Source organism: Pedobacter quisquiliarum (assembly GCF_014642175.1).
Classification (GTDB): domain Bacteria; phylum Bacteroidota; class Bacteroidia; order Sphingobacteriales; family Sphingobacteriaceae; genus Pedobacter; species Pedobacter quisquiliarum.
In genome coordinates, this window is sequence record NZ_BMIL01000002.1 from 58074 (window position 1) to 83218 (window position 25145).

At 45.6% G+C, this 25145-nt stretch carries 21 protein-coding genes; 5 read left to right on the forward strand and 16 right to left on the reverse strand.

Going from position 1 to position 25145, the window contains the following annotated elements:
* The first annotated feature begins 68 nt into the window (after window positions 1–68).
* Window positions 69–2684, forward strand: a complete 2616-nt coding sequence (gene cphA / locus IEW69_RS02685; protein WP_188625290.1) for a cyanophycin synthetase — start codon at window positions 69–71, stop codon at window positions 2682–2684.
* Between the two features lie 71 nt (window positions 2685–2755).
* On the opposite strand, the gene IEW69_RS02690 is transcribed toward cphA, so the two are convergent.
* The 5 genes from IEW69_RS02690 to fumC all read right to left on the reverse strand — a co-directional run bounded on the left by IEW69_RS02690 (window position 2756) and on the right by fumC (window position 6630).
* The gene (locus IEW69_RS02690; protein WP_188625291.1) at window positions 2756–3211 is read right to left on the reverse strand and encodes a ferritin-like domain-containing protein; all 456 of its coding nucleotides are present in this window, start codon (window positions 3209–3211) and stop codon (window positions 2756–2758) included.
* Window positions 3212–3264: 53 nt separating this feature from the next.
* A complete protein-coding gene (locus IEW69_RS02695) occupies window positions 3265–3837 on the reverse strand; it encodes a DUF1543 domain-containing protein (protein WP_229663490.1) in 573 nt (190 codons plus the stop codon).
* The gene (locus IEW69_RS02700) at window positions 3837–4634 is read right to left on the reverse strand and encodes a S1/P1 nuclease (RefSeq protein WP_188625292.1); all 798 of its coding nucleotides are present in this window, start codon (window positions 4632–4634) and stop codon (window positions 3837–3839) included. The genes IEW69_RS02695 and IEW69_RS02700 overlap by 1 nt, the downstream gene beginning before the upstream one ends.
* A gap of 81 nt (window positions 4635–4715) precedes the next feature.
* Window positions 4716–5219: a fumarate hydratase gene (locus IEW69_RS02705; RefSeq protein WP_188625293.1), complete on the reverse strand. Its 504-nt coding sequence runs from the start codon at window positions 5217–5219 to the stop codon at window positions 4716–4718.
* A gap of 13 nt (window positions 5220–5232) precedes the next feature.
* Entirely contained in the window at window positions 5233–6630 is a 1398-nt protein-coding gene (gene fumC, locus IEW69_RS02710) for a class II fumarate hydratase (RefSeq protein ID WP_188625294.1), read from the reverse strand.
* A gap of 143 nt (window positions 6631–6773) precedes the next feature.
* Between fumC and IEW69_RS02715 the strand changes: the two genes are divergently transcribed.
* The gene (locus IEW69_RS02715; RefSeq protein ID WP_188625295.1) at window positions 6774–7982 is read left to right on the forward strand and encodes a serine hydrolase domain-containing protein; all 1209 of its coding nucleotides are present in this window, start codon (window positions 6774–6776) and stop codon (window positions 7980–7982) included.
* A 142-nt stretch (window positions 7983–8124) separates the two neighbouring features.
* Here IEW69_RS02715 and recG read toward each other — a convergent pair whose 3' ends face one another.
* The 5 genes from recG to meaB form a co-directional block, all read right to left on the reverse strand.
* Complete coding sequence (gene recG / locus IEW69_RS02720; protein ID WP_188625296.1) at window positions 8125–10230, reverse strand: ATP-dependent DNA helicase RecG; 2106 nt, start codon at window positions 10228–10230, stop codon at window positions 8125–8127.
* A 9-nt stretch (window positions 10231–10239) separates the two neighbouring features.
* On the reverse strand, window positions 10240–10620 hold the full coding sequence (locus tag IEW69_RS02725; RefSeq protein WP_188625297.1) for a RidA family protein: 381 nt from the start codon (window positions 10618–10620) through the stop codon (window positions 10240–10242).
* Entirely contained in the window at window positions 10620–10760 is a 141-nt protein-coding gene (locus tag IEW69_RS02730; RefSeq protein WP_188625298.1) for a DUF6728 family protein, read from the reverse strand. Before IEW69_RS02730 ends, IEW69_RS02725 begins: the two co-directional genes overlap by 1 nt.
* A gap of 113 nt (window positions 10761–10873) precedes the next feature.
* On the reverse strand, window positions 10874–12211 hold the full coding sequence (locus IEW69_RS02735) for an OmpA family protein (protein WP_188625299.1): 1338 nt from the start codon (window positions 12209–12211) through the stop codon (window positions 10874–10876).
* A gap of 302 nt (window positions 12212–12513) precedes the next feature.
* Window positions 12514–13404 (reverse strand): methylmalonyl Co-A mutase-associated GTPase MeaB, encoded by an 891-nt coding sequence (gene meaB / locus IEW69_RS02740; RefSeq protein ID WP_188625300.1) that lies wholly within the window; start codon window positions 13402–13404, stop codon window positions 12514–12516.
* Window positions 13405–13511: 107 nt separating this feature from the next.
* On the opposite strand from meaB, the gene IEW69_RS02745 reads away from it, so the two are divergent.
* The 3 genes from IEW69_RS02745 (at window position 13512) to IEW69_RS02755 (ending at window position 17008) form a co-directional block, all read left to right on the forward strand.
* Entirely contained in the window at window positions 13512–14168 is a 657-nt protein-coding gene (locus IEW69_RS02745) for a glycosyltransferase family 32 protein (RefSeq protein ID WP_188625301.1), read from the forward strand.
* A gap of 39 nt (window positions 14169–14207) precedes the next feature.
* Window positions 14208–15086, forward strand: a complete 879-nt coding sequence (locus IEW69_RS02750) for a glycosyltransferase family protein (RefSeq protein ID WP_188625302.1) — start codon at window positions 14208–14210, stop codon at window positions 15084–15086.
* A gap of 89 nt (window positions 15087–15175) precedes the next feature.
* Window positions 15176–17008 (forward strand): ABC transporter ATP-binding protein, encoded by a 1833-nt coding sequence (locus IEW69_RS02755; protein WP_188625303.1) that lies wholly within the window; start codon window positions 15176–15178, stop codon window positions 17006–17008.
* Window positions 17009–17017: 9 nt separating this feature from the next.
* Here the strand turns inward: IEW69_RS02755 and IEW69_RS02760 are convergent, their stop codons facing one another.
* The 6 genes from IEW69_RS02760 to rimP form a co-directional block, all read right to left on the reverse strand.
* Window positions 17018–17941, reverse strand: coding sequence for a glycosyltransferase family 2 protein (locus tag IEW69_RS02760; protein WP_188625304.1), 924 nt, complete (start codon window positions 17939–17941; stop codon window positions 17018–17020).
* A 9-nt stretch (window positions 17942–17950) separates the two neighbouring features.
* The gene (locus tag IEW69_RS02765) at window positions 17951–18934 is read right to left on the reverse strand and encodes a glycosyltransferase family 2 protein (RefSeq protein ID WP_188625305.1); all 984 of its coding nucleotides are present in this window, start codon (window positions 18932–18934) and stop codon (window positions 17951–17953) included.
* A gap of 292 nt (window positions 18935–19226) precedes the next feature.
* Window positions 19227–20123: a glycosyltransferase gene (locus IEW69_RS02770; protein WP_188625306.1), complete on the reverse strand. Its 897-nt coding sequence runs from the start codon at window positions 20121–20123 to the stop codon at window positions 19227–19229.
* 78 nt (window positions 20124–20201) lie between these two features.
* A complete protein-coding gene (infB, locus tag IEW69_RS02775; protein ID WP_188625307.1) occupies window positions 20202–23255 on the reverse strand; it encodes a translation initiation factor IF-2 in 3054 nt (1017 codons plus the stop codon).
* A gap of 156 nt (window positions 23256–23411) precedes the next feature.
* Window positions 23412–24647: a transcription termination factor NusA gene (nusA, locus tag IEW69_RS02780; protein ID WP_188625308.1), complete on the reverse strand. Its 1236-nt coding sequence runs from the start codon at window positions 24645–24647 to the stop codon at window positions 23412–23414.
* A 2-nt stretch (window positions 24648–24649) separates the two neighbouring features.
* Window positions 24650–25114, reverse strand: a complete 465-nt coding sequence (gene rimP / locus IEW69_RS02785; RefSeq protein WP_188625309.1) for a ribosome assembly cofactor RimP — start codon at window positions 25112–25114, stop codon at window positions 24650–24652.
* Window positions 25115–25145 lie beyond the last annotated feature (31 nt).

Genomic DNA, 25145 nt, shown 5'->3' on the forward strand with positions numbered 1-25145 from the left:
CGATCTGAATCCTCCATCAACGGAGATTGCCGGTCTGAGCATTCCATCAACAACGAAACACTAAACAAATGAAGATATTAGGCATTCAAGTGCTGCGCGGACCAAACATATGGTCCATTACCCGTAAAAAGCTTATTCAGATGCGTCTGGATCTGGAAGAACTGGAACAACAACCGACTAACCTTATTCCCGGCTTTTCAGAAAGAATCCAGGCACTACTCCCATCCCTGTTCAGCCATCGCTGTTCCATTGGTGAGCCTGGCGGCTTGTTCGTCCGCATTGAAGAAGGCACCTGGATGGGGCATGTGATTGAACACATTGCCCTGGAGATACAAACCCTGGCCGGTATGGACACAGGTTTCGGCAGAACGCGGCAGACCAAAACAGACGGCATCTACAATGTAGTTTTCAGCTACCTGGAAGAAAAGGCAGGTGTGTACGCAGCGGAAGCGGCTGTACGCATTGCTGAGGCGCTGATCAGTGGTACAGACTACGATCTGGAGGCAGACATTCACCGCTTGCGCGAGTTGCGTGAACAGGAAAGACTGGGCCCAAGCACAGGCTCCATTGTGGATGAGGCGATTTCCCGACGCATTCCATGGATCAGGCTCAACAAGAGCTCCCTGGTGCAGCTGGGATACGGCAAAAACCAGGTACGCTTCCGTGCCACCATGACCGAAAGAACCAACAGCATCGCGGTAGACATTGCCTGCAATAAGGAAGAAACCAAAAGATTGTTGCAGGATGCGGCCATTCCGGTGGCAAAGGGGGTAACGATCTCCGATCCGGCTGGCGTAAGGGATGCTGTTCGCCATGTAGGTTTTCCGCTGGTATTTAAGCCACTAGACGGAAACCATGGTAAAGGTGCAACGATCAATGTGCTGACCATGGAAGAAGCGGAAGCGGCTTTCGAATACGCTCAGAAGTACTCCCGCCGCGTAATTATCGAACGCTTCATTACCGGATATGATTTCCGTATCCTGGTGATTGATCATAAGATGGTCGCAGCGGCCTTACGCGTCCCTGCACATGTTACCGGAAACGGGCAACAGACCGTTCAGGAGCTAATTGATATTGAAAACCAGGACCCACGAAGGGGATACGGTCATGAGAACGTGCTTACCGAAATTACGGTGGACCGTGATACCTTAGATCTATTGGCTAAAAACAACTACACGCTGGACTCGGTGATTCCAAATGGGGAGATCGTTTATTTGAAATCTACCGCCAATCTGAGTACCGGTGGTACTTCTATAGATGTGACCGATCTGGTACACCCCGAGAACGTGTTTACGAGTGAACGCATTTCCAGGGTTATTGGACTGGACATTTGCGGAATCGACATCATGGCGCCGAACCTTACCCATCCTTTTTCTGAAAATGGCGGTGTGGTACTGGAGGTAAATGCGGCACCGGGTTTCCGGATGCACCTTGCACCAAGCGAAGGTTTGCCACGCAATGTGGCTGCGCCGGTGATTGACATGCTGTACCCACCAGGGAAATCTGCGCGCATTCCCATCATCGCCGTTACCGGCACAAATGGTAAAACAACCACCACCCGCCTTGTGGCACATATTGTAAAAAGCAACGGAACACGTGTTGGGTTTACGACTTCCGACGGCGTTTACGTACAAAATAGCTTACTGATGGAAGGCGATACCACCGGACCGATCAGTGCGGAGTTTATTCTGCGCGACCCGACGGTAGCATTCGCTGTACTGGAGACCGCAAGAGGCGGGATATTGCGTTCTGGGCTAGGTTTTAACACCTGCGACATTGGTATCGTAACGAACATTCAGGAAGATCACCTGGGTATGTCGGACATCCATAACCTGGACGACCTTACCCGCGTGAAAGCGGTTGTGATTGGCGCGGTGAAAAGAAGTGGCTGGGCGGTACTTAATGCAGACAATAAATACTGCAGAAGGATTGGCAGCAAGGCAGATTGTAAAGTTGCCTACTTCTCTATGCACGAAGATAGTCCTGTAATTAAGGAGCATTGCAAGAAAGGTGGTACGGCAGCGATCTATGAGAATGGCTACATCACCATCAAAAAAGGAGATTGGAAGATTCGGGTAACCAAGGTGACCCATGTACCATTGACGTTTAACGGCAGTCTAGAGTTTATGGTGGAGAACGTGCTTGCAGCAACGCTGGCGACTTTCCTTTACGGCTACAAGATTGAGGATATCCGGGTTTCATTAGAAACCTTTATCCCTTCTGCGGCACAGACACCTGGCCGGATGAACATCTTTAATTTCAAGGAATTTAAGGTACTTGTGGATTTTGCGCACAATCCGGATGGCTTTAATGGTATCAAAGGCTATCTGAGCACCATTGATGCAACAGAGCATATTGGTGTGATTTCGGGTACTGGCGACAGGCGTGATGAGGATATTTTAGAAACAGCAAGGATATCTGCCCAAATGTTTGACCGGATCATCATTTGTCAGGAGAAATACTTGCGCGGCCGCACCCAGCAAGAACTAATTGACTTGCTGCTACAAGGTATTCGCGAGGTTAAACCAGACATGAAAGTAATCATCAATAACAATGGTGATGACTGCTTGAAATACCTGGTTTCTACGGCACAATCCGGTGCGTTCATAACCATTTTAAGCAATACTATTGACAATGCGATTGTAAAAGTTGCCGAGTACCGCGACAAAGAATCTGGCGTATAATAAAACGCTTTAATAAAAAAAGTCCGAAACATCAGTTCCGGGCTTTTCTTGTTTTATGATTTCTTGCAACCTTATGCTACAGAATCTCTCAATGCTTTGATTTCATCATGTGAAACTCTTAGCTGAGCTTTTTGCTTGGTGATTAACGCTCTGACATCTTCAGATAAGTTGTCCTCGTCTAAAGCCATTTTATATGCTTTTTGTGCGGCATCTTCACCGAACTCGCAGTTGTTCAATACGGTTTTACGGTCGTGTCCAGTAAAGATTGCTTTAACATCCATCCATACACGGTAGATTTTACCTGAGTTGGTTGTTCCAGTTTCGATGTCTGAACCATAACGTTGCACTTCAGTCGCCAATTCCATTTTCAGTTTCTGGCTTTCCACGATCATTTGTGCGAAAAGGGATTTCAGATCACTATCCTCTGGATGCAATTCTTCGATTGCTTTTTCATAACCGACGATACGGTCATTATTGATTTCAACTAAGTCGTTTAAAGTTTCGTAGTTTGCTGTTTGATTGCTCATAGTAGTAGATTTTTTTGATGTACTAAAACAACAGCAATTGCCCACAAAAGTTTTTACGCCTTATACAAAGGCATGTAACCGAGTGTAAATTTATCCGCTTCCAGGTTGGCTGCAGGTATGATCTCCAGCTGATATTGTGCTTTCAACTGTTCAGACAAAACATCGTGAATCTCGAAAGCATCATCAACGTCTACACCATATTTATCATCGATGTGTGAAGGTGCGCCAGCAAAGCCGGTGTGCTTGTAAAAAGCGGTTTGTTTGGCCTGTTTAAAGGCTATCGCTTTATCTTTCGCAACAATCAGCAACTTATAATGCGGCTCATCAAACTCCCCTTCACGGTAGCCGCCAAGATTGACGAAGAACAGCTTCCAACCATCCGATTGCACCGGACTATCTTTCGGCAGCACCCGAATTTGGAAATCATCTACCGCAGTAACTTTTCTCCAGACATCCATGTGCACGTACCCCTCAGCCTCTGGCCAGAAGTTCAGCACTGCTGGTTTCGTCTGTTCAATGGCATCGGCAATGGTGAAGAAGATGTCGTGCTGCTCCGTGTGGCGACCTTTCGGCTTACAGCCGAGCATGATCATGAATAAAGTTGGGTTGTTGAAAGCCGCTTCCATTAGCCGTAGATTTCGTTAAGGATGTTTGCAAGACGCACACCACCTTTTAACAGTTGCTCATTCAAGTGATCTACGAAATCAAAGTTATAACGGTAGCTTAATTTATCTTCCGCACGGGTCTTTGCGTAGATTTTATCAACCAGTTGGTAAGATTCAAATACGTTATCTGCAAGGGAAGTCGCTCTCCAGGATTTAAGCTGCGCTTTGGTTGGGTGATTGATCACAGTTGCATATTCCGTATAGCTTAACTGCTGATAATCTACCAGGCCGCTGTCCCATACGCTGTGCAGGTTAGACTTCTGGCCGAACCAGGTTACATAAACCTTATTACCGCCAAGATCTTCTTTTCTTGCGGTATGCATCGGCTGATGTAAATCGCCCACCATGTGTACCAATAAGCGCAGGGCTAGTTTCTTCTGGTCCGCATTGCTTTGTTTATTTTTCAGGATGCTGATCATCTCCTGGATTTTGTTGTACACATTTGGTGTTTTCTCCCGGTTTAGGAAATCCACCACACCCTGTCTATCCAGATTTGCCGGCAGATTTACATAGTGCCATGAACTCAGGTAGTTGTAACTCGTGTCAGACTTGATGAAGTCTGGCCAGTTGGCAGTCATGGCAAGGGTTTCATCTCCGAGGATGTTTTTCACCGCTTTACGCGACTTTGAATTCAGGTAGGTTTCTGCAACCTGACCCACGATGCGGTGGCCTAACATGCCCCATGCAGAAGCATTTACAGGGATATAGGCGCAGATGGCCATGATCAAGCCTACTTTTAAAGATTTGCTAAATTTCATTTGTGTTGGCGTTTAATAAAAAAACCGATCGGGAGGCGCTTAGGTGCTTTCGCAATGCTCAGCTTCCGATCGGTTGAGAAGTTATAAGGGTTTTGGATCGCAAACGATCTTTTCTTTTAAAGACAGCACCGCTTCACGCTGGTCGTTTACACTTTGGATAATCAGTTGATCCGGCTTTGCAGACGTAATGGTGAACGATTTCAGGTATTGTCCTGTCTGGTAGCAGCCGGAAACCTTCTGCTTGTAATTTGATTTGGTATAGGTACCCTGCAGGAACAAGCTGTCATTTCTAACCGCATAAATTCCTTTGGCGTACTCTTTCCAGACCCCATTATTGTAGCAGGAATCTTCGTAGTAGTTGACTTTAGAATGTGTGGTGAGGTCTACATAGAAAGAATCGCAGGTGAACCTGAACTTGTGCTCGGTGTAGTTTAACAAGGTGCTGGCGTAAGGAATGCTATCCTGTGTCCAGACACCTTGCATAAAGACTTCTCCTCTGCCCTGCACATCAGGCAGGCGCTGGCATGCGGATGCCAGGAGTGCCAACAGGAGTACCGGGAAGCAGAGCTGATTTAATCTTTTCAATTGTTCTATTTTATTATTTAAGGCTTCCAACCATGTCTTCAGGTTTTACCCACTCGTCGAACTGTTCACTGGTTAGCAAATCAAGTTCTACGGCTGCGCCCCTTAAGGTTTTGTTTTCCTTGTGTGCTTTCTTCGCGATCTTCGCTGCATTTTCATAGCCGATATGCGGGTTCAATGCCGTTACAAGCATTAGAGAATTTTCAAGGTGTTTCTTGATCTCAGGCAGGTTCGGAAGGATACCCACTGCACATTTCTCGGTGAAAGAAACGCAGGCATCGCCCAATAATCTACCCGATTGTAATACGTTGGCTGCGATGACCGGCTTGAACACGTTTAGCTCAAAGTGACCGTTGCTACCGCCGATGCCTACTGTTACATCATTACCCATTACTTGCGCACAAACCATAGTTAAGGCTTCTGGTTGGGTAGGATTTACTTTTCCTGGCATGATTGACGAGCCTGGCTCGTTGTCCGGGATGATGATTTCGCCGATACCAGAGCGCGGGCCTGAGCTTAGCATTCTGATGTCGTTCGCGATTTTCATCAGGGAAACCGCTACACGACGGTAAGCGCCTGAAAGTTCAACCATTGCATCGTGTGCTGCCAAAGCTTCAAATTTGTTTGGTGCCGTAACGAATGGTAATCCGGTAAGCTCCGCGATTTTCTGTGCTACCAGCACGTCGTAACCTTTTGGCGTGTTTAAGCCTGTACCTACTGCTGTTCCGCCTAATGCGAGTTCAGCAAGCATTTCCAGCGCATTGTTGATGGCTCTTAAGCCGTTATTAAGCTGCTGTACATAGCCGGAGAACTCCTGACCTAAGGTCAGCGGAGTAGCATCCATGAAGTGTGTACGGCCTGTTTTTACAATTTCATTAAACTCCTGCGCTTTTTGAGCGAGTGCATCTCTCAAAAGGGTGATGCCAGGGATGGTAATTGCGTGTGCTTGTTTGAAAGCTGCAATGTGCATTGCAGTTGGATAGGTATCGTTTGATGATTGTGATTTGTTTACATCATCGTTCGGGTGCAACACTTTCTGTGCATCTTCCAATGAACCGCCGTTGATGACGTGTGCGCGGTAAGCGATCACTTCGTTAGCATTCATATTGCTCTGCGTGCCCGATCCGGTTTGCCAGATTACCAATGGAAACTGATCATCTAATTGTCCGGCAACAACTTCATCACACACCTGTGCGATCATGTCTGCTTTTTCCTGCGCAAGTACACCAAGTTCTGCGTTTGCTAGTGCTGCGGCTTTCTTTAAATATCCAAATGCATGGATGATTTCCTTCGGCATGGAAGCCTCCGGACCTATTTTAAAATTATTTCTTGAACGTTCAGTTTGTGCACCCCAGTACTTATCTGCAGGTACCTGCACTTCACCCATGGTATCGTGTTCTGTTCTAAAATTCATATAATTTTCAATTTTCAACAAAAATAGTCTTTATCTCTTTAAGAAGATTGTAAAGTATCTGATAATGTTTAAAACTCTTTTGCGTTTAGAACCATATAAATTTCTAAATTTCCGACTTTTTATAAACCGAGTTCTACCTATCCATGATCTATCGTTATTCCCTAGTGGTAATCTCCATGATTACCCTGATGTTTGCTGCCTGCTCCAATACCAATAGTGCTGATAAGGATCCAAAAGTTCGTACACTAAGTGACGAAAAGAAAGATAGTCTGCTGTTGGTGTACAATCCTGCCAAAGAAGACAAGTTTATTGCGGATTTTGTACAGCGACTGCATAAAAGGGCAGGCTTTAACGGGAATGTGCTGGTTGCGAAAGAAGGGAAAATTATCTTTCAGAAAGCAATCGGCTGGGCAGACTACCTGCATCGCGACAGCTTAAACATCAACTCGGAATTTGAGCTTGCATCCGTTACGAAAACCTTCACCGGTGTGGCGATCATGCAGTTGATAGAGAACGGTAAGCTGACCCTGGAGGATAACGTAAAGAAGTTCTTCCCGGAGTTTCCTTATGAAGGGGTTACCGTACGTCTGCTTCTGACGCACCGCAGCGGGATGATGAACTATGTGTATTTCACGGATAACATCTGGAAGGAAAAGATGAAACCGATGAGCAATATGGATGTCATGCGACTGATTGCGGAGCATAAGCCTGCCAGATATGCCGCGCCGGACACGCGTTTTCACTACAATAACTCCAATTACATGGTGCTGGCTTCGATCATTGAGAAGGTGACCGGCAAGCCCTATGCAGATTATATGATGACCAACGTTTTCAAGCCTGCGGGCATGAAGAACACGCATGTGTACTCGACGACGGTTTACAAAAAGCCACCGGTTGATGTTGTTGGGCACGACCGCACCTGGCGGTATTCTGTGGTGCAGAACTTCCTTGACGGTCCTGTGGGCGATAAGGGGATCTATAGCACGATACATGATCTGGTTTTATATGACAATGCGCTACGTAATGGCAGGCTATTGAAAAAGGAAAGCCTGGATTCTGCCTATAAAGGTCGCAGTAAACCGGTGAACGGGCACTTTAACTACGGCTACGGCTGGCGGGTATTTGAAGGCGATAGGAACCGCAGAGTGGTTTACCACACGGGTTGGTGGCATGGTTTCAGACACATTTATGTACGTGATCTGGACAAGAAGATTGTGGTTGTGTTTTTGGGTAACCTGACCAATGGTAGTTTGCTGCAGCTTGATGATTTATACAAGTACCTTAAGATGCCGATTATCCGTAAGGGTGCTTATGCGGGCAACGGTTCTCTGCCGGGCAGCGATGAAGATTAAGAGATTTTATCGAAGGTTATTCCTTGATTCTTTTTGTTGAGGTATGATTTGAGCAGATTAATCTTTTGCTTTAAGAGATTTTATCGAAGGTTATCCCTTGGTTTTTTCGTTGATATATGATTTGGCAGATTAATCTTTGCCCTTAAGAGATTTTATCGAAGGTTATTCCCTGATTCTTTTTGTTAAGGTATGATTTCAGCAGGCTGTTTTTTGGATGGTCGAGCATTGGATCTTCATCGAACAGCTCGATGATGGTGCTTCTGGCTTCTGCCAGGATGACCTGATCCTGGGCAAGATCGGCAAGTTTTAGGTCTAGCACCCCGCTTTGTTGGGTACCCTGGATATCGCCAGGCCCGCGTAGCTGCAGGTCAATTTCTGAGATCTCGAAGCCGTTGTTGGTCTTCACCATCGTTTCTAACCGCACTTTACCTTCTTTGCTAAGCTTATTGCCCGACATCAGGATGCAGAAGGATTGTTCCGCACCGCGGCCTACCCGCCCTCTTAACTGGTGGAGCTGCGACAGTCCGAAGCGCTCTGCATTTTCGATGATCATGATGGAGGCATTTGGTACGTTTACACCAACTTCGATTACGGTTGTGGCTACCATAATCTGACTCTTACCTTCCACGAACTTCTGCATTTCAAAGTTCTTGTCTGCGTTTTTCATCTGGCCATGCACAATGCTGATCTGGTAATTGGGCAGTGGGAACTGATACCGCAGCTGCTCTATACCGGCTTCCAGGTGCAGCAGATCTAACTTCTCACTTTCCTTGATCAAGGGATAAACGACATATACCTGCCGTCCTTTCTGGATTTCTTCCCGCATGAAGCCGAACATGCGCAAGCGCTGTCCTTCGTACAGGTGCCGCGTGACGATGGGTTTACGGCCTTTCGGGAGTTCGTCTATCACGGACACGTCGAGGTCGCCGTAGAGCGTCATGGCGAGGGTTCTGGGGATGGGCGTGGCAGTCATGACGAGGATGTGCGGGGGGATCTGGTTTTTGCGCCATAACTTGGCGCGCTGCTCCACCCCGAAGCGGTGCTGCTCGTCGATAACCACAAGTCCCAGGTTCTGAAATTGCACTTTGTCTTCGATTAGGGCATGGGTGCCGACCAGGATTTGAATTTCACCACTTTCCAGTGCTTCGTGGAGCTTGCTGCGCTGCTTCTTGGGCGTGCTGCCGGTGAGGATGGCGACTTTCACGAGCTTGTCGCCAAGCAGACCCGTGAGGGACTCGTAGTGCTGCCTGGCGAGGATTTCCGTCGGTGCCATCATGCATGCCTGGTAGCCGTTATCGTTAGCAAGCAGCATGCTCATTAACGCAACGACGGTCTTGCCGCTACCAACATCACCCTGCACAAGGCGGTTCATCTGTACACCACGCTGGGTGTCCAGACGCACTTCCTTGATGACGCGCTTCTGCGCGTTGGTGAGTTCGAAGGGCAGGATTTCCTTGTAGAAGGTATTGACATTGTGTCCTACGGTGTTGAATAGCGCGCCTTTGAATTTCAGGCTACGCAGTTTTTTGCTGTTGAGCAACTGGAGTTGCAGGAAGAACAGTTCTTCAAACTTCAGGCGCCGCTGCGCGAGCTGCAGCGCACTGGCAGATCCGGGGAAGTGGATGTTCAGCATTGCATCGCGCTTGCTCATCAGGCGGTACTTCTCCAGGATATAGGCAGGCATATTCTCCGGGATCTCCCGCAGATGCTGCTCCAGGACGATCCGTTGTAACTGCTGAATGCCCTTACTATCCAGGAAGCGCTTCTTGAGCTTCTCCGTAGAATTGTAAATCGGCTGAAGGGTAAGGTTGCCAGCCAGCGTTTGCGGCCTCGGATAGGTTTCCAGCTCCGGATGGGATATGCTGAACTGTCCGTTGAAGACATTCGGCTTGCCAAAGGCGATGTACACTTTACCACGTTCCACATGTTCATCCACCCACTTCAGACTTTGAAACCACACCAGTTCGATGGTGCCACTGTCGTCTGTAAATTTGGCTACAATGCGCTTCTTGTGCTTCTCGCCGATTAGCTCCTTCCCGGTAATCCGCCCTACGATCTGCACGAGTGGCAGCTCAGGTTGCAGCTCTGCTATTTTGTAGAACCGGGTGCGATCGATGTACCGGAAGGGGTAATAATGCAAAAGCTGGGCATACGTGTATATGCCCAGCTCTTTTTTCAGTAAATCTGCACGCATGGGCCCAACACCTTTAAGGTATTCTATTGGGGCATCTATGGTAGCAGTATACAATATATTAGATTATGCTTTATATGCAGTTGCAGAGATTTCTACGTTAACCCCTTTTGGAAGGCCTTTTACCGCTACAGTTTCCCTTGCAGGGAAGTTGTTTTTAAAGAATGACCCGTACACTTCGTTCACCTCATCAAACAGGCTCATGTCGGTTAAAAAGATGGTGATCTTCACAATATGGGAGAAGTCGTAACCCGCTTCTAATAGTACCGCATTGATATTACGCATCACCTGGCGGGTTTCTTCTTTAATAGAACTTTGCTCCAGTTCGCCAGTGGTCGGGTTGATGGGTACTTGTCCGGATAGAAATAAAAAACCGTTTACTGCTACCGCCTGGCTGTATGGTCCGATGGGCGCAGGGGCCTGGTCTGTGGTAATGATTTTCTTCATTATTTTAATATGATTAGGTCAATAAGTTTCCAGATTACGCCTGCCAGAAAGACAATGATGGCCAGTGCATTTATGAAATGCATGATTTTGAGGTTGGTATTCTCAGGTCTGTTTGGATCTTTCTTTCTGAAGAAGTACATAAAACAAATGTATAAAATAAACCAGAGAAGCCATAAAGGGCATTTGGCAAAAATAGCGCATAAAAAAACGGGGCTCCAATTTGGAACCCCGTTTTCTGTATGTTGTTTTCTAACTAGTTAGAAGATGATTCAACACGACGGTTTTGGATACGACCTTCTTCAGTATCGTTTGAAGCAATTGGGTTAGCTTCACCATAACCTCTAGCTGTAACTTGGCTAGCGTTAACACCAGAGTTAACTAAGTAAGTTTTTACTGAGTTAGCACGGTCCTTAGATAACTTCATGTTATATGCAGCGGTACCTTCGCTTGAAGCATAACCTTTAAGGGTTATTTTACCGTTGTTTTCACGTACTCTAGAAGATAATGCATCTAAGATAGGGTAAGATTCAGTTTTTAAAACTGAAGAGTTAAATTCGAATTGGATTGGCTCGTAACCAGTTGCAGTTCCAGCTACGCTGTCAGCTTGCATTTTAGGTAGTGGACAACCTGATCCGTCAACAGCGGTACCTGCAGGAGTTCCTGGGCATTTGTCGAATTGATCAGCTACACCGTCACCATCAGTATCTTTTTTCAAGTCTTCGATAGAACGCTCTACGTTAGATACACGGTTTTTAAGTGCTTCAACTTCTTGACGTAAAGATGGATCTTTCAATTCATCATACATTAAAGCTAAAGGATTAACCCACTGAAGATCTGGTTTAGATTTAGAACCTAATGAGAACTCAAGACCAGCATATCCGTAAGAGAATTTATCTTTAGTAGTTGCTTTAGCGTAGATTCCGTCTAAGTTATCTGCGTCAACGAATGACATGGTGTAACCTAAGTTGAAGGCAACACGGTCAGATACTTTAAACTTAACACCAGCACCAACTGGGATATAAGCTTCTTTTACATATTTTTTGTCTCTGTCATCACCAGCTCTGTCTTTCCAATCAAATTCAGCACCGCTAGTTGAAACTGTTTTAGGCGCATAAGCGATTAAACCGTAACCTGCAGATACGTAGAAGTTAACAGCGTTTTCACGACGTAAAAAGTCTACAGTTGCAACGTTAACAACACCGCTTAAGTCAGCAGCATAACCAACTTCAGTTTCGAAAGATCTAAGACCGAATTGAGATCCGTTAACCGCATCTTTGTTCGTTCCAGAGATTTTTCCACGGAAGATGTTACCTTGTAATGCGAAAGCATGACCTAGTTGTTTCTTCAACGAGATACCATAACCTAAGTTAAGATCTTGGTTAGTGAAATCGTTTGATCCACCGATAACTACAAATGGAGATAATACACCTGCATTAACACCGAATGACCAAGTTCTGTACTGGCCTCTTCCGCCAAATACCTTGGCTGAAGACGAAGTCATTGTAGAATCCTGAGCACTAGCAAGAGACGTTGCTCCTACTAAGGCTGCAAAGGATAATGCAAGACCCTTTTTTAAAGTAGAATAATTCATAATTTTCTTTTTTTAAGGTTAACAAATTTAAATAGTAATTCTTTTTAGTACGGCAAAACTAAACAAATATTTAATTTCTCAAAGCATTATACAAACTCTGTTCCAAAGTTGGCCATACCGCATTATTAACGACACCTACATGTCATTCTATGGCCTATGTGGATAAAGAACAGCCTTATTGCCGAATTACTGTCATGAAAAATGCTTGTTTTTGACACGCCAGCGCGTGATTTTAGCCCAATGGGAAAACTGGTTCACGGTATTATACAGTAAGTCCATTATTTAAGACAGAGTTACTAACATTATCTCCATGCATCAATAAACCTGTATATATTGAAATTCTTTTCTTCCAATGCCACCTTTATATCGGCCAGCAAACGCTGTTTGTCAACATCCTGCGTTCGGTAGAACTGTAGTAACTTGAATGCTTTCTCAGCCAGGAGGTAGGGTTTTCGGAAATTGTCTTGCTGTAGCGCCGCTGATAACCATGCACATAGGGGCTCAATGCCTTCATTCTTATCTGCAACAGTCCTGAACACCGGAACTTCAGGTTCCGAATGCCGGAGCATTTTCTTCAGGTTGTTCGCAAAAAGATCTGCACCCTCACGGTCGGATTTATTCACGACAAAAGCCTGCGCAATTTCCATCAGTCCCGATTTGATGTTCTGGATTTCATCACCAGATTCCGGAACCAGCACAACCACTGTCCGTTCAGCCAGACCGGCAATTTCCAGCTCCGACTGGCCCACGCCCACGGTTTCTATGATGATGATATCGAAGTTGGAGGCTGACAATACGTCAACCATCTCCATTGTTTTTGTGGAAATACCGCCCAATGCGCCCCTTGTTGCAACAGAACGTATATATACATTGGGTTTATTGAACTGCTGCGCCATCCGGATGCGGTCGCCAAGCAGGGAACCGAAGTTAAACGGCGAAGTCGGATCCACAGCCAGTATGGCCACCCGCTTTCCGGCATCCGCGTAATTCGCGGTTATCGCATTGACCAGCGTACTCTTCCCGGCACCCGGAGGACCGGTTATCCCGATGATGGGTGTGTTCCGCTGCACTTCCACCGCGCGCAGCAAGGCCTCTGAATCTGCCAGACTGTTCTCCACGATCGTTAATGCCCGCGCAATGCTGATGAAATCGCCCTGCTTTATGCCTTGAAGAAGTGTTTCTATTTTGTCCATCCGTTCAGCTTTGTTTACAAAGAAATATAAATATCCCCATATTCATGCACAGGCAAACAAAACCATCGTTTAGATGATAACTTTGCGTTTTTAACCGCAGCAGGCACATGTCCATACCGAAGATCATTCATCAAACCTTCAAAACAGCCAAACTACCTTTAATCACCCGCTGGCACATTTCCAGATTCCGGAAACGCAATCCGGATTACATCTATGCGTTTTATGATGATGAAAGCATAATTAGCTTTCTAAAAGCGAACTTTGAAGAAGACGTGCTGACACAATACCTGCGTTTAAACATCGGGGCTGCCAAGGCAGATTTTTTCCGTTATGCGGTGCTGCTTAAAAAAGGTGGGGTTTATATAGACCTCGATAGCTCCATCAATGGCCGCCTTGCGAATTTCATCAAGCCTGAAGATGTGGCCATCATTTCCAAAGAACGCAATCCAGGACTGTATGTACAGTGGGCGCTGGTGTTCGAAGCCAATCATCCGTTCCTGCAGCGCTGCATGGAGATGGTGTTAGACAACATCAGAAACAACCGTTACCCGCACGATGTACATCAAATGACCGGCCCCCAGGTGTACAGCAATGCCATCAATGCTTGTCTGCAGGAAAACCCCGACATCCCGCACCGCGTGCTCGGTTACGACTATAACGGCCACCTGAAGTTCAAATACATGCTTGGCAAACTCATCTATGCCAACCGTTCAGAACACTGGAAAACCAAACAACTAACCACGTCAGTACTCAAAGAACAGTAGAAACAGCCATAATTTGTACCTTGCCACCCAATTGCGTTTATGAAAGTTTCAGGATTTACCTTTATCAGAAATGCTGTCCAGAACGATTACCCCATTGTTCAGGCCATTACCTCCATCTTAGATCTGTGCGATGAGTTCATTGTGGTTGTCGGGAATTCCAATGACGACACCCGGAAGCTGATTGAGGATATCAATTCGCCCAAAATCAAAATCATAGACTCCATCTGGGACGATTCCCTGAAAGCAGGCGGAAAAGTATTTGCGGCAGAAACCGACAAAGCCTTCAAGGCAATTGATCCGGATTCAGACTGGGCATTCTACATTCAAGGCGATGAAGTGGTACATGAAAAGTACCACGCCCTGATAAAAGCAGAAATGGAACAGGCACTGCAGCAGCCCAAAATTGAAGGCCTGCTGTTTAAATACCTCCACTTTTATGGTTCGTATGACTACTGCGGCAGCTCACGTCGCTGGTACCGCAGGGAAATCCGCCTCGTTAAAAACATCAAAGGCATACAATCCTACCGGGATGCACAGGGCTTCAGACTAAATGGCAGAAAGATTAAGGTAAAACTGATCGACGCCTATATATATCACTACGGCTGGGCACAACCACCTTCAGGCCTCAGCAACAAGGTGCGCAACTTCAACAAGTATTACCACGATGAAGACTGGATGGACAAACACATGCCCGAAACCTTTGAATTCGACTACAGCAATGCAGATCGTCTGGTGAAGTTTACAGGCACGCATCCCAGCGTAATGCAAAAAAGGGTGGACCTGACCGGATGGAACATAGACATCAGCAAGGCGCAGCCGCAGAAGATGAACTTCCGGCGCAAGCTTCTGCAGAAAATAGAAGATCTAACTGGCTGGAGAATTGGCGAATACCGCAACTATGTCATCGTAGACCGCTAATGTAATATTCAGGATGTAAGCAGGCAGTAACGCGCAATAAACACATCGTCAAAATAAAAAACACGTACATTTGTAAATTATCATACTTAATGAAGGTTTATTTTCGCTTACTTTCCTTTGCAAAGCCAATTGAGAAATTTGCAATACCATATATCATAGCTACGCTATTGTCCGTGTTGTTTAACACGTTCAACTTCACGCTGCTAGTTCCCCTGCTTGACACCCTCTTCACGCAAACCGACCAGATCGAACAAAAGTCCGGCATGGTTGATAAAGCTGCTTCAAGCTTCGACTTCCTGGGCCGCTTCAACGATTATATCGACTACTCCATCCGTGCAAACGGGAAGTCAGAAACCTTAACCATCGTTTGTATCGTCATTCTTGGCTCCGTACTCCTGTCTAACCTGTTCCGGTACCTTTCGCAACGCTTCATGGAAGACCTAAGGGTGCACACGCTTTTAAACCTGCGGAAAACCGTTTACAACAACGTGATGGACCTGCATATCGGCTATTTCAACAACGAGCGCAAAGGCGATATCATTTCTAAGGTGGCATCAGACGTTCAGGTGGTGCAGTTTACCGTAACCAATACGCTTCAGGTGGTTTTCAAAGAGCCATTGCAACTTATATTCTATGTCGGTGTACTACTGAGCATCTCCGTAAAACTTACCCTGTTCGCTTTATTGGTCATCCCAATTTCTGGTTTTATCATCAGCAAGATTGTGAAGCGATTGAAGCAGCAGGCAACAGCAGCACATGAGTCCTTCGCAAAAATGATCAGCTTTCTGGACGAGTCGCTAAGCGGCATAAAGATCGTCAAGGCCTTCAACGCCACAGAACGCACCAAGCAGAAGTTCCAGGCAGAAAACGAGCACTATTCCAACATTAACCGGAAGATGGTAAGGCGTCAGCAACTTGCATCACCCGTTTCGCAGTCTCTCGGTATTCTCATCGTGGTAATCATCGTGCTGTACGGTGGTAACTTGGTCATCAGCGGCAGCAACGAGTTTTCACCTTCAGAATTCATCTTATACATCGCCATCTTCTCTCAGGTGATGCAGCCGATCAAAGCACTAAGTGATTCCTTCAGCGCCATTCACACCGGTATCGCTGCAGGTGAGCGCGTGCTTGATCTGATCGATACCAAACCTGCTCTGGAAGATAAACCAGATGCAGTGGACTTTCCGACCTTTACCAATGCACTGCGCTTTCAGGATGTAAACTTCTTTTACGGCGAAAAGCAGGTGTTGAAAAACATCAACCTCTCTATCGAAAAAGGAAAGACACTCGCGCTGGTAGGCCCCTCAGGTGGTGGTAAAAGCACGCTTATGGACCTGATCCCGCGCTTTATCGATCCGACAAATGGCAGCATCAAGCTGGATGGTGTTGACCTGCGTGATGGCAAAGTAGAAACCCTGAGACGTCAGATGGGTACCGTGAACCAGGATTCTTTCCTATTTAATGATTCCATCTTTAACAACATCGCTTTCGGTAAACCGGATGCTAGTGTTGAAGAAGTGGAAAATGCAGCCCGGATTGCCAATGCACATGAATTTATCCTGAATACAGAAAGCGGCTATCAGACCTTCGTAGGTGATCGTGGAAACAGGCTTTCCGGCGGGCAACGCCAAAGGATTTGTATCGCAAGGGCTGTACTTGCAAACCCACCAATAATGCTGCTGGACGAAGCTACATCAGCGCTGGATACCGAATCTGAAAAACTGGTACAGGAAGCGCTGAACAACCTAATGAAAAACAGAACATCAATCGTTATTGCGCACCGTCTAAGTACCATTCAACACGCAGACACCATCGTGGTTATTGAAAGAGGAGAGATTATCGAACAGGGTAATCACCTGGATCTGATGAGCAGGAACGGCCTATACAAGCGCCTCATCAACATGCAAACCTTCGATGAGTAGTAAAAAAGCTTAAGGCTGGTAATTCTTCCTGAAACAGATCTTACGGGTCAGGTTTAGCTTGCTGATGTAGGATTTATGACTCGAGAAAAAGATCTCGTCAATTTTACCCACCAGTACATTAAACAACTTCTGCCGTTTAACAAGGCGGTAATCCGAACTGAAGCAATCTGCAAAACACGAGAAGAAGTCGGTGTAAACGGAATTCTTGCGACTGTAGTTCCGGATCAAAGCAATCGTGCTGGGCGCGATGTACATCCCCTGTCCTTTCGACTTTTTAGCGGCTTTCAGCCGAAGTATATCCGTTTCCGAATGCTCATGCTGCCGATACTTCACCAGTGCTTTAGGGATCAGCTTTATGCCGCCATTTAAAGAAGCAACAAACGCTATCCAACGGTCGTGGTAAATGTTATTGTCAAAAGGCATGATCTCCGGCAGCAAAGACCTCCTAAATAAGATCGAATGCCCCGAGACGCAATTGAACAACAGGAATGGAAAAGGTGATTTTCCCTGGTATAACGTAAGGATATCGCCTAGGTTCCGGTGCATATCCGCACCCTGTGCATCAATAAACGCAGAATCGTGGTAAATCAGTGCCGCATCGCCAATCCGGTCAACCTGCGTACGAATCTTATCCAGCTCCCAAATGTCATCCTGATCGGAAAGTGCAATAAACTCGCCCTTGCATTTTGAAATCACACCTTCGAAGTTTTTCTTGTACCCCAGATTAGTACTATTCTGGTAATAGCTGAAGAATGGATATGCCGCCTGGTATTCTTCAAGGATCGCAACCGTGCCATCACTAGAGCAGTCATCCGCTACAATAATCTCCAGATTATCGTAATGCTGCAACACCAGGCTATCTAATTGGGGCCTTAAATACTGTTCACCGTTGTAGGTGCATACTGCAATTGAAACTAGCACATCTTTCATCATCGGGAGATCTTATAACCTTACTACATCACGACTACTAATCGAATTTCTAATGAGCTCCATGATATCATCGATATTCAATGATGAAGCATGTTTATCCTTTAGGCTGTTCAGCTTTTGCTTGGATGCCCGGATCTGCTCAGCCATGCCCAGGTACTCGCGGTAGGCATTCCAGATCCAGAACTTCCCAATCAGTGCTTTCGCAAGGACTTCAACCACCAGTATATGAACTGGAAGGATGAAGGCACGAAAACCCGACAAGTGAATCTGCTGGAATATGAACCTGTTCCGGTAGTAAACCGTGCTTAACAGCCGGGCGCGAACGTTGCTTTTTATACTGCCACTCACCTGATGGAAACACACCGAAGCATGTTCGTAATAACACTTCCATCCAAGCAGCCAGGCACGGGTGCTGAGGTCTGAATCTTCAGAGCTAAAAGGAGAATAGATCTCATCGAAACCATTCAGCTCTTTCAGCTTTGCCGTATCCACCAGTGCATTTGCACCAGAAAGATATGCCGTGTACGCCCATTCATGCGCGTGTTCATTGTAATAAAAGCGGTTGGCTTTAATCCTGCAGCCCTGGTAAAAAAGAATCCTTGCTGCATCCTCAATGCGATCGCCATCCTTACTCATAATCCGGCCCATCACACCAAAGGTATCCTCCTGCTCAAAGTACTTCCACTGCTCCTTAAAGTAATCAGGGGTAAGTTGGACATCTGAGTTCAGGATAAAGCTGAGTTCCATCGTTGCCGCTTCAATACCCCGGTTACAAGTGCCGGCGAAGCCAAGGTTCTTACTGTTCACCAGCAACCGGACCTCCGGATAATGCTCGCGAATAAACGCCACACTATCATCTTTGGAGCAATCATCTATGATAATAACTTCATAGCGGGTCTCAGCATTCTGCAATGCAGTCATCACGGAGGGTAAATACATCTCCATCAACTTTCTTCCATTGTAATTGGGCAGAACTACCGAAACGCTTTTTTTCATCTATCCAGGTTTTATTGGGCTTAGGCCTTATTGAGCATCAGTTCAAAATTTTCTTAGCATACTGCTTAAACGAACTGATCATTTAAAACGCTACACGCAAGTACGCGCGTTTACGGAGAAATACTTTTATCCACTTAAAGGATATCAGGCCTATACAAAGCTATGTAATTTTGTTGTAGCAAATTCTAAAAGCAGCCTATGTTCGACCATAAAGCGCCTAAAGGAACCTCCAGGCAATCTGCCTGTGCTTTACAATATTCGAGCCAACTGACTGAGGGATAACACTTGCCAACTAATACCGTCGCACCAGCAGCTTCAGATTGAACAATAGAAATTGTTTTAAGCCAAGCGCCCGACGGGCATCGTACTTCCAAAGGATTGCAATACGATCGCTTAAGCCATAACCCATCACGGCCATCTTTTTGAACAGGGCCTTACCCGCAGATTTCTCCGCATACCTGACCTCCCTGGCGGGGATATCACCAACAATCCTTGGTAGGGCATCTTTGTGTTTGTTGTGGAGTTTCAACATGGCGTCTAACCAATCGGCCGAGTAATTGCCTTCTGAGAAATGCTCAATTAACACCCCGAAAGTAACGCAGACCTTATATTGCCGCGCCACCTGCAGTGAATAATCGAGATCGTAGCCATGAAAACCGCGAAGCAGCTGTTCGTCGAATTTGATGGTCTTAAAGACCGACTTTCGGGTACACAGCCACACGCCATCAAGGGTAGCCACTTCGGATACCTCCTCATCACTCGTGTTGTACACGAAATGCTGTGTTTTTAGGTCCTCAAACTTAAAGCGTTGAATGAAATTGGCTTTATGCCAGGGGATGCTGATTCCCGGGCATGACCATCCCCCGGGCATCAAACATTTATACTTTGACCCTGCAACGCCGAGTAACCCGATTTCAGGGTTACTGAGGACTTCCACCACATTATGCCCCCAGTTTTGCGTGTGAAACTGAATATCTTCGTGCATAAAGCAGAGTAGGTCATACTTCGCCTGCGAAGCTGCAGCATTATAAACCTCGCATATCCCCCGCTTGCCATCGCCATTAGGTACAGCAATAACTTCATATGGAACACCTATAGTCTCCCTAATATTCTCTTTAACGGCAGTTAAATACCCTGGATTAGAAGAAGATATCACGATCGAAATCATACCCAGATAACGCAACATCATGCCAAAACGCGACGCCCAAAAAAAAAAAATCCCTGCCCGAATGAACAGGCAGGGATTAAATATATTTGAACTTAAAGATTACAGCTTACGCTTAACTTCTACTTGTTCGTATGCTTCAACGATATCACCAACCTCAATGTTATTGAAGTTATGGATATTCAATCCGCATTCGTAACCCGCATTAACCTCTTTCACATCATCTTTATAACGTTTCAATGAAGCCAGTTCACCTGTGTAAACAACTACACCGTCACGTACAATCCGGATCTTGCTGTTTCTTGTGATCTTACCATCAAGAACCATACATCCTGCGATGGTACCCACTTTCGTGATCTTGAACACATCTCTGATCTCAACGTTAGCCGTGATTTTCTCTTCGAATTCCGGTGCCAACATACCCTCCATTGCCGCTTTGATCTCGTTGATCGCATCGTAGATGATGGAGTAAAGACGGATGTCGATTTGCTCCGCTTCCGCAAGTTTTCTGGCCCCCGGCGAAGGACGTACCTGGAAACCGATGATGATCGCATCTGAAGCAGAAGCCAGAAGTACATCAGATTCTGAAATCTGACCAACCGCTTTACCAATGATATTGATCTGGATTTCCTGTGTAGACAGTTTCAATAGCGAGTCAGATAGTGCCTCGATAGATCCATCCACGTCACCTTTAACAATCAGGTTCAGCTCCTTAAAGTTACCAATTGCAAGTCGTCTTCCGATCTCATCAAGGGTAATGTGTTTCTGGGTACGTAAACCTTGCTCACGCATCAACTGCAGACGCTTGTTTGCAATATCACGTGCTTCATGTTCCGTTTCCAATGCGTTGAACCTGTCACCCGCAGTTGGCGCACCCTGCATACCCAATACCTGAACCGGTACAGAAGGACCAGCCTCGTTTACCTTTTGTCCACGCTCATTGAATAACGCTTTAACACGTCCACTGTAGCTACCTGCAAGAATTGGATCACCAATTTTCAAAGTACCAGCCTGTACAAGTACCGTTGTTACAATACCACGGCCTTTATCCAGGGTTGCTTCAATTACGCTACCTGTAGCGCGTTTATTAGGATTTGCTTTCAGTTCAAGTAATTCCGCTTCAAGTAATACTTTTTCAAGTAATAGATCTACGTTCAATCCACTCTTACCAGAAATCTCCTGCGACTGGAATTTACCACCCCAATCCTCTACCAGGATATTCATCTGCGAAAGCTGCTCTCTGATTCTTTCAGAGTTCGCACCCGGCTTATCAATTTTAGTAAATGCAAATACCAATGGTACACCTGCAGCCTGTGCGTGGTTGATGGCCTCTTTAGTCTGTGGCATCACCGCATCATCCGCTGCAACAACGATAATGGCAATATCCGCTACCTTCGCACCACGTGCACGCATCGCCGTAAAGGCCTCGTGACCCGGTGTATCCAGGAAGGTTACCTGTTTACCAGTTGGTGTAGTTACCATGTAGGCACCAATGTGCTGGGTAATACCACCCGCCTCACCGGCAACAACGTTTGCTTTACGGATATAATCCAGCAATGAGGTCTTACCGTGATCGACGTGACCCATAATGGTCACAACCGGTGCTCTTGGAATCAAATCTTCCGGTTCATCTTCCTGCTCGATAATCGAATCACTTTCGTCATCAGGCTTCACAAACTGGATTTCGTATCCAAATTCGTCCGCTACGATCGTCAGTGTTTCTGCATCCAAACGTTGGTTGATGGAAACGAACATACCCAAACTCATACAGGTACCAATGATCTTCGTAACCTGTACGTCCATCATAGTTGCCAGCTCATTCGCCGTAACAAATTCCGTTACCCTTAGTACTTTAGATTGCAGCTCCTGCTCCATTGCTGCCTCTTCAGCAGTCATGGCAACATCGTCACGTTTCTGGCGACGAAGTTTGGCACGTTGTGCAAACTTTCCAGATTTACCAGCACCGCTCAAACGAGCAAGTGTAGCTTTAATCTGATCTTGTATTTCTTTCTCCGTAGGTTCTTCCTTAGGACCTCCTGAGCCTGGCGCACCAGGTCTGGCGTTTCTAAAGTTTGGCCTGTTGGCAGTATTGTTAGTGTTGTTCCTGAAATCAGGTCTGTTCGTAAAGGTTGGTGCACCTGCAGGTCTTGCTGGCGTACCCGCAGCTGTGCCCTGGTTTGTACCAGTTGCAGTGCCTTGTCCTTGAACCGGATTAACACCCGGTGTTTTCTTACGTTTCCTTTTACGCTTCGCTTCTGCACTTTCATTAGATGAAGCAACAGGAGAAGACTTTCTTTCTGGAGTGGTTGGTAAAACAATTTTACCAATAATGTTCGGACCAGATAGCTTTACAGAACGTGCTTTAATCACCTCAACCTCTTCTGGCTTGTCTGCCTTCGGCGCTTCAGCTACAGGCTTCGGTGCTTCAACAGGTTTCTCAACCGGCGCTGGTGCTTCTGCTGCAACTTCTTTCGGCGCTTCAACAGGTTTCTCAACCGGTGCTGGTGCTTCCGCTACAACTTCTTTCGGTGCTTCAGGTGCTTTTTCCGCTACCGGAGGTACAACCGCTTCTACTTTCGCAGGCTCCGGTGTAACCACTTTCGGTGCTTCAGCCACTGCAGGCGTTTCCGCTACCGGTGCCGCTGCAGGCTCATCTTTCTTAGCAGGTCGGGTTTTCGCATTCAGGTTGTTCAGATCAATCTTACCGACAATCTTAACGCCAGGCAAAGTGCCTTCTTCTTGCTTTTCCTCCGCAGGAGCAGGTGCTGCCGCTGCCGGTTCTTCTTTTGCTTTAGGAGCAACCGCCGCCTCGTCCTTAGGTTTTTCTGTATGTGGTGTATGTACGTTAAGGTTCTTAACTAATATACCCTCATTTTCAAACTCTACATTTTTTCTAGGTGCCTCCGCAACTTTCTCAGTTACTTCAGGCTCATCACGACGAATTTTACCTATAACAATTTGATTAGCTTCTTCTTTTACAATTTTGTCTCCCTGAAACTCCTTCAACAAAGAGTCATACATCTCACGGGAGAGCTTAGTAGTGGGTTTATTTTCCACAGAGAAGCCTTTCTTTTCCAGAAACTCTACAGCCGTAGCGATTCCGACGTTAAGTTCCTTAACTGCTTTAAATAAAATTATTGGTTTGTCGTCTGACATTGATATCCTATTTTTTCTTAATTCTTATACAAAAGTAACGTTTATTCTTGTTTATTTCATGTCCTCACAATTAGTTTTTAAATTTTGGAAGCACATATAACCTTATTTTTTAATCTGTTAAGAGTATTTAATACAGGTTCTATAATTAACAAACGCCTATTCAAACTCTGACCTTAAAATGCTGATCACTTCTTTGATCGTTTCTTCTTCAAGGTCGGTACGTTTAACCAGTTCGTCAACTGAAAGTGTTAAAACACTCTTCGCAGTGTCACATCCAATAGCTTTTAGCTCATCGATGATCCAGCTGTCAATTTCATCTGAGAATTCTTCAATATCCACATCCTCATCCTCTTCACCAGCTTCACGGTAAACATCAATCTCAAAACCGGTTAACTTACCAGCAAGCTTAATGTTATGTCCGCCTCTACCAATAGCCAGGGAAACCTGATCAGGCTTCAGGTATACCGAAGCATGTTTAGTCTCGTCATCTAGCTTAATCGAAGTGATTTTAGCCGGACTTAAAGCACGTTGTATATATAAAGACACATTATTCGTAAAATTGATTACATCAATGTTCTCATTTTTCAATTCACGTACAATTCCGTGGATACGGGAACCTTTCATACCAACGCATGCACCCACCGGGTCAATACGGTCGTCGTAAGATTCAACGGCTACTTTAGCACGCTCTCCTGGTTCGCGAACAATCTTCTTAATGGTAATTAAACCATCAAAAATCTCCGGAACCTCAATCTCAAATAATCTCTGTAAGAACTCTGGTGCAATCCTCGAGATGATGATCTTCGGCGTTGCATTAACCATATCCACTTTAGAGATTACCGCACGTACGGTATCACCCTTTTTAAAGTAGTCGGCCGGAATCTGCTCTGTCTTCGGCATGATCAACTCATTACCTTCATCATCCAGAATCAGCGTTTCTTTCTTCCATACCTGGTAAACTTCACCAGTTACAATTTCACCAACACGGTCTTTATATTTCTTGAAGATCTCATCTTTCTCCAGCTCCAATACTTTGGATACCAAAGTCTGACGGGCAGCAAGAATAGCTCTTCTACCAAAACTCTCCAGTGTGATCTGCTCAATGTAGTCGTCACCAACTTCCATATCCGCATCCAATTGTTTTACTTCAGACAATTCTATTTCAAGGTCATCATCCTCAGAAAATCCATCTTCCATCACTTTCCTGGTGCGCCAGATCTCTAAATCTCCATTGTCAGGGTTCACGATCACGTCACAGTTCTCATCCGTGCCATACTTCTTCCGTAACATACTACGAAAAACCTCTTCCAGCACACTGATTACCGTCGGACGGTCGATATTCTTGAAGTCCTTAAACTCCTGAAATGAATCGATTAAATTAATATTGCTCATTTTTATTTAAATGAAATTAAAACCTTTGTTTCTACTATTTGATCAAAGCCAATTACAGTTTCCTCTAATCTCGCCTTTTTACCTTTTTCTTTTACCTGTTCTTCGATGGTAATTGCATCATCTGTTAACGACAACAATTTACCTTCTTTTAGCGTGCCATCCGATAATTTAACACTTAAATTCCGGCCAACATTCTTATAGTATTGACGCTTTAACTTCAAAGGCTCTCCAACACCAGGGGAAGATACTTCCAGGTTATATGCCTGTTCAATAACGTTCTCCTCCTCTAAATGAAATCCAACATGTCTGCTTATCGCAGCGCAATCCTGGATGCTTATGCCCTCATCACCATCAACGTGAATAATTAGCTTATTGTTCGGAAGCATTCTAATTTCCACCAAGAAGAGTTCCGGTCTATCCGAAATCTTTTCTTCAATTAACTGTTTTACTCTGTTTTCTACTTGCATATCAAAATATTAACAAAAGAAAAGAGGGGAC

Coding starts and splice junctions, on each gene's coding strand:
- cphA (WP_188625290.1), top strand. CDS start 69: ATGAAGATATTAGGCATTCAAGTGCTGCGCGGACCAAACATATGGTCC.
- IEW69_RS02690 (WP_188625291.1), bottom strand. CDS start 3,211: ATGAGCAATCAAACAGCAAACTACGAAACTTTAAACGACTTAGTTGAA.
- IEW69_RS02695 (WP_229663490.1), bottom strand. CDS start 3,837: ATGGAAGCGGCTTTCAACAACCCAACTTTATTCATGATCATGCTCGGC.
- IEW69_RS02700 (WP_188625292.1), bottom strand. CDS start 4,634: ATGAAATTTAGCAAATCTTTAAAAGTAGGCTTGATCATGGCCATCTGC.
- fumC (WP_188625294.1), bottom strand. CDS start 6,630: ATGAATTTTAGAACAGAACACGATACCATGGGTGAAGTGCAGGTACCT.
- IEW69_RS02715 (WP_188625295.1), top strand. CDS start 6,774: ATGATCTATCGTTATTCCCTAGTGGTAATCTCCATGATTACCCTGATG.
- IEW69_RS02725 (WP_188625297.1), bottom strand. CDS start 10,620: ATGAAGAAAATCATTACCACAGACCAGGCCCCTGCGCCCATCGGACCA.
- IEW69_RS02730 (WP_188625298.1), bottom strand. CDS start 10,760: ATGTACTTCTTCAGAAAGAAAGATCCAAACAGACCTGAGAATACCAAC.
- IEW69_RS02735 (WP_188625299.1), bottom strand. CDS start 12,211: ATGAATTATTCTACTTTAAAAAAGGGTCTTGCATTATCCTTTGCAGCC.
- meaB (WP_188625300.1), bottom strand. CDS start 13,404: ATGGACAAAATAGAAACACTTCTTCAAGGCATAAAGCAGGGCGATTTC.
- IEW69_RS02745 (WP_188625301.1), top strand. CDS start 13,512: ATGTCCATACCGAAGATCATTCATCAAACCTTCAAAACAGCCAAACTA.
- IEW69_RS02750 (WP_188625302.1), top strand. CDS start 14,208: ATGAAAGTTTCAGGATTTACCTTTATCAGAAATGCTGTCCAGAACGAT.
- IEW69_RS02755 (WP_188625303.1), top strand. CDS start 15,176: ATGAAGGTTTATTTTCGCTTACTTTCCTTTGCAAAGCCAATTGAGAAA.
- IEW69_RS02760 (WP_188625304.1), bottom strand. CDS start 17,941: ATGATGAAAGATGTGCTAGTTTCAATTGCAGTATGCACCTACAACGGT.
- IEW69_RS02765 (WP_188625305.1), bottom strand. CDS start 18,934: ATGAAAAAAAGCGTTTCGGTAGTTCTGCCCAATTACAATGGAAGAAAG.
- IEW69_RS02770 (WP_188625306.1), bottom strand. CDS start 20,123: ATGATGTTGCGTTATCTGGGTATGATTTCGATCGTGATATCTTCTTCT.
- infB (WP_188625307.1), bottom strand. CDS start 23,255: ATGTCAGACGACAAACCAATAATTTTATTTAAAGCAGTTAAGGAACTT.
- nusA (WP_188625308.1), bottom strand. CDS start 24,647: ATGAGCAATATTAATTTAATCGATTCATTTCAGGAGTTTAAGGACTTC.
- rimP (WP_188625309.1), bottom strand. CDS start 25,114: ATGCAAGTAGAAAACAGAGTAAAACAGTTAATTGAAGAAAAGATTTCG.